We start from the raw sequence: 5,134 nt of genomic DNA, 5'->3' as shown, positions 1-5,134 counted from the left end.
GGTGTGGGTTGGGGAGACGAGCTGCTTGGGGGATTTGGGGTGGTCGACCTACGATGTCCTCCGTGCCGATCGTCGCCTCGTCCGGGGCACCCGCAGATTCCTCGTTGGACCGCTCCGGTCCGGGTTCCGTCTTTCCCGCGTACTTGGGTGAGCGCGTCCGATGACGGTGGCGGTTCAGGTACTCGGCACCACCAGGGCGCAGGTGAACGGTGAGGCGGTTCAGCTCGGCGGGCCGCGGCAGCGGGCCGTCCTGGCCAGGCTGGTGGCCGCGGGCGGTGACGTGGTGCCCGTCGATCGGCTGATCGACGACCTGTGGCGGGGTGAGCCGCCCGCTTCGGCGCTCACCTCGTTGCAGACCTACGTCGCGCACCTGCGCCGGGCGCTCGAGCCCGACCGGGTGCCGCGGGCGAAGGCTCGCGTACTGGTCAGTTCCGCTCCGGGGTACGCCGTGCAGCTCGACGAGGGCGCGGTGGACGCGTGGCTGTTCGCGCGGCTCGTCCGGGAGGCGCGGGAACGCAGCACCGGCGAACCGGCGCAGGCGCGGTCGCTGCTCGGGCGGGCGCTGGATCTGTGGCGCGGCGGAGCGTTCGCCGAGGTCGCGGACGAGGAGTGGGTCGCGGCGGAGGCAGCCAGGCTGGAGGAGCTGCGGCTGGGTGCCGACGAACTCCTCGTGGCGATGATGCTCAAGTCCGGCCCGGCGGGTGACGCCGTTCCGGCGGCCGAGGTGCTGACGCGGCGTCAGCCGTTACGCGAGGAGGGGTGGCGGCTGCTCGCGCTGGCCCTGTGGGGCAGCGACCGGCAGGCCGACGCCCTCGCCGCGCTGCGTCGCGCCCGCCGTACGCTCGCCGACGAGCTCGGGCTCGATCCCGGTCCTGCCTTGGTGGAGCTGGAGGAGGCGGTGCTGGGGCAGCGGATGGAGGTGTTGCACGCGTCCACGGTTCGTCCGGGTGCGTGGGCCGCTTCCCCGGTGGGCGCGCATCCCGGGCGAATTGTCCCCTTCGCCGCGTTTGAGTCCCCCGCCACCGCTGCCCTCGACCTCTCCACCACTGCAACTGCGCTCGACGCCCGGCTGCTCCCGAGCTCGGGGCCCGCACCGCTCGCAAGCTCGGGGCCCGCACCGCTCCTCGCCACCTCCGGGTCCGCGCCGCTCGTGAGCGCCGAGCTCGGGCCCCTGACCCCCACCGGGCCTGCGAGCCCGGCCGTCGGGGCCGCGGCCCTCGCCGCCGGATCGACCACCCGGTACGACGGCGTGGTGAAGGCCGCAGGTGCGGTCGGTCGTGACGACGAGCTGGAGCTCGTGCTCGGCCGCCTCATCGCCGCCCGTTCGGGAACCGGCGCGCTGCTCCTGGTCACCGGCGAGGCCGGCATCGGCAAAAGCCGCATTCTCGCCGAGGCCGCCGGCCGCGCCCGCGCCATGGGGATGGAGGTGCTGCGCGGCAGGTCCGTGCAGCGGGGCGGGCCGTACCGGCCGGTGGTGGAGGCGCTGATGCCCGCCGCGCCGCCGGTGCTCGCGCACGATTCCAGGCTCGCGCCGTATCACTCGATACTCGGCCGGCTGCTGCCGGGCTGGCCGGCCGTGGACGGGTCCGAGCGTACGCTGGTCGACCCGGTGGTGCTGCTCGGCGAGGCGGTGCTCGAACTGTTGCGGGTGATCTGCGGGTCGCGCGGCCTGGTCGTGACGCTGGACGATCTGCAGTGGGCCGATCCGGACAGCTCGGCGCTCCTGGGTTACCTGGCCGGGCGGCTTGCGACGTCCCCGATCCTGCTGGTCTGCGCGGCGCGGGACGACGAGCCGGCCGGGGCCGCGCCCGCCGAGCTGCGGCGGCACGCCTCGGTGGTGCTCGACCTGCCCCGCCTGACGTCGGCGCAGGTGGCCGCGCTGGTCAAGGCACGGGCGGCGGAGCTCGGCGCGGAGTCGGCCGAGCTGGTGGTCCGGCTGTCGGACGGGCTTCCGCTGCTCGTCGAGGAGCTGGTGGAGGCGGTACGCGGCCCTGGCGGCGGCCCGGGGGTGCCGGCCACCGTCGCCGAGCTGTCCTACCGGCGGATGGACTCGCTCCCCCGTCCGACGCGGGAGATCCTGCAGATGGCCGCGATCCTCGGCGGCGATCTCGACTGGCGGCTGCTGCCCGCGGTCAGCGGACACGGCGAGGACGAGGTCGCCGAGGCGTTGCGTGCGGCGGTGGACGCGTCCCTGCTGGTGATCGATCCGCAGGCGAGGGGCGGTCTGCGCGGGCGGCACGCGCTGACCAGGGACGCGGTGCTGGCGCGGCTGCTCGCGCCCGAGCGGGCGCTGCTGTCGAGGCGGGCGGCGGCGGCGCTGGACGTCGGCGAGTTGTCGGGCGACCGGCTGTCGCTCGCCGCCGAGCTGTACGCGCAGGCCGGTCAGGGCGCGGACGCCGCCCGCCTGCTGCTGCTGGTCGCCAGGGCCGCGGTGGACGCCGGCGCGCTGGGAACCGCCGAGGACACCCTGCGCCGGGCCGCCGAACTGGCGCCGGCGGACCTCGACCTGGCGGTCGAACGGGTGCGGGTGCTCGGGCTCACCGGGCAGGTGGACGAGGCCACCGCCATCGGCACCGGGATCCTGGACCGGGTACGTGACAGGCGGCTGCTGCTGTTGTGCCTGCATCTGGCCCGCGCCGCCATCGCCGCCGACCGCTGGGCCGACGCCAAGCGGTTCCTGTCGCCGGTGGCCGACACCCGGGACGCCAGGGTCGACGCATTGCGTGCGCACGTCGCGCTGGGCGAGCAGAACGTCGTCGAGGCGATCGGCTTCGCGCGGGCGGCCGTGGCGGAGGGCGAGCGTACCGGCCGGCCGGAGGCCGTGTGCGAGGCGCTGGAGATCGTCGGACGGGGGCTGCGGCGCAGCGATCCCGCGGCTTCCGAGGAGGCGTTCACCGAGGCGTGGCGGCTGGCCGACCGGCAGGGGATGACGGTGTGGCGGATCCGCGCGCTGTCGGAGCTGGGCGCCAACGACATGCTGCGCTCGGGCCGGCTCGACCGGCTGCGTGAGGCGCAGCAGCGGGCCGAGGAGGCCGGGATGCCGGCCCGGGCCGCGGTCCTGGACGTGCAGATCAGCGCGTGCGTCTCGACCAGGGACGGCTACGCCGCGAACCTGCCGTGGACCGAGCGCGCGATGGAGCGCGCCGACCGGCTCCGGCTGCCGTCGGTCGGCGCGCTGGCCCGCAGGTTCGCGGCGCTCGGCCACCTGCTCGCGGGCGCGGGCGACCGGGTGGAGCCGCTGCTCGCCGAGGCGAGCGCGCTCGTGCCCGACTCGATGGACATCGGGGTGTGGGGCGACGACGTGCGGGGCTGCGCCGCGTGGCTCGACGGCGACGCGGCCGGCGCGGTGGCGCTGCTCGATCGCGGGCTGGCGCCGCGCCGGGGCAATCCCGTCGCTCCGGCCACGCCGTTCTGGGGGTTCTGGGCGTTGCTGCGGATGGCGGTGGACCCGTCGGACGACAGCGGGCGCGAGGTGCTGCGCGCGGCGGACGTCGGCGTGCACGCGGGGAACGAGGGCGCGCTGCACTACGCGGACGCGGTGGCGGCGGCCAGGGCCGGGGACCTGGAGCGGGCCGGGCGGCTGTTCGCGGCGGGGGACGAGGCGCTGGCCGGGCATCCGTACTGGCGGCACGTCCTGCGCCTGGTGCTGGCGGAGTCGGCCGCGGCGGAGGGCTTCGGCGACCCGCGGGCCTGGCTGCGTGCCGCGCTGGCCCACCTGGACGGCTCGGGCGAGGTACGCCTGCTGCGGATGTGCCGCGAGCTGATGCGCAGGCTGGGCCATCCGGTGCCGCGTGCCCGTGGCGACGCCGCGCAGGTGCCGGCCGGGCTGCGCGAGCTGGGCGTGACGCGGCGCGAGCTGGAGGTGCTCGAACTGGTCGAGCGTGGGCTGAGCAACCCGGAGATCGCCACGCAGCTCTACCTGTCCACCCGGACGGTGGAGACGCACGTGGCCAGCCTGCTGGCGAAGACCGGCGCGCCGAGCCGATCGGCGTTGCGCACGGGACTCGGGGCGAGCGCGGATCGAGTCCGGCGATCTCCATAGGACGAGCCGTGGGCGGTCTCCGTAGTACGGGCCGCTGATCGGGGCCGGCAATCTCCGTAGTGCGCGGGCCTTGACCCGGTAGCGGTCACGGATCCCCCGCGGCCCGGATCCGAACAGCATGGACGCCATGAATCCTGTTCTCGATCGCGCCGATTCGGCGCTGTCCGTCGTCCGTGCCGGTGAGCCCGGCTACGACGAGGCCCGCCTCGCCTGGAACCTCGCCGTCGACCAGCGGCCCGCGGCGGTCGCGACCCCGCGCGACGCCCAGGAGGTGGCCGCGGCGGTGACCTGGGCCGCCCAGGCGGGGCTGCGGGTCGCCGTGCAGGGCACCGGCCACAACGCCGCGCCGCTCGGCTCGCTGGCGGACGCCCTGCTCCTCCGCACGAGCCTGATGCGCGAGGTCACGATCTCCCCCGCCGCCCGTCTCGCCCGGGTGTCCGCCGGGGCCGTGTGGTCCGACGTGGTCGCGCCAGCGGCCGCGCACGGCCTCATCCCGCTCGCCGGTTCCGCGCACGACGTGGGCGTGGCCGGCTACACGCTGGGCGGCGGCATCAGCTGGCTGGCCCGCCGTTACGGGCTGGCCGCCGACTCGGTGGTGGCCGCCGAGGTCGTCACCGCGGACGGCAGGCAGCGCCGCGTGGACGCCACGCACGAGCCCGAGCTGTTCTGGGCGCTGCGCGGGGGCGGCGGCGATTTCGCCGCCGTCACGTCGCTCGACATCAGGCTCTACCCGGCCGGCCAGATCACCGCGGGCGCCCTGTTCTTCCCGCTGGAACGTGCCGGGCAGGTGCTGGACGCCTGGAGCGCGTGGGTGCCCGGCACGCCGGACGAGCTGACCTCGTGCGGACGCCTGCTGCGTTTCCCGCCGCTGCCCGAACTGCCGGAACCGCTGCGCGGCGGCTCCTTCTGTGTCATCGAGCTGGTGCACCTGGGCTCGCCGGAGTCGACCGGCGAGCTGATCGCGCCGCTGCGCGCGCTCGGCCCGATCAACGACACCGTGGCCCCCGCCACCCCGATGGACGTGCTCGCCCTGCACCTGGACCCGCCCGGTCCCGTGCCCGCGTACGGTGACGGGATGTCGCTGGCCCACCT

The 5,134-nt window shown here is 75.7% G+C and carries 2 protein-coding genes; both read left to right on the top strand.

Annotated features, from left to right (window positions below; genetic code table 11):
• The first annotated feature begins 160 nt into the window (after positions 1-160).
• A complete protein-coding gene (locus HII36_RS58450) occupies positions 161-4,042 on the top strand; it encodes a BTAD domain-containing putative transcriptional regulator (protein WP_173531027.1) in 3,882 nt (1,293 codons plus the stop codon).
• Between the two features lie 127 nt (positions 4,043-4,169).
• A partial coding sequence (locus HII36_RS53165; RefSeq protein WP_173531026.1) for an FAD-binding oxidoreductase occupies positions 4,170-5,134 on the top strand: 965 nt, incomplete at its 3' end.

The sequence above is a fragment of the Nonomuraea antri genome (assembly GCF_013283785.1).
Lineage (GTDB): Bacteria > Actinomycetota > Actinomycetes > Streptosporangiales > Streptosporangiaceae > Nonomuraea > Nonomuraea antri.
The sequence above is the reverse complement of the archived record's forward strand: the minus strand, read 5'-3'. Positions and strand labels throughout refer to the sequence as shown.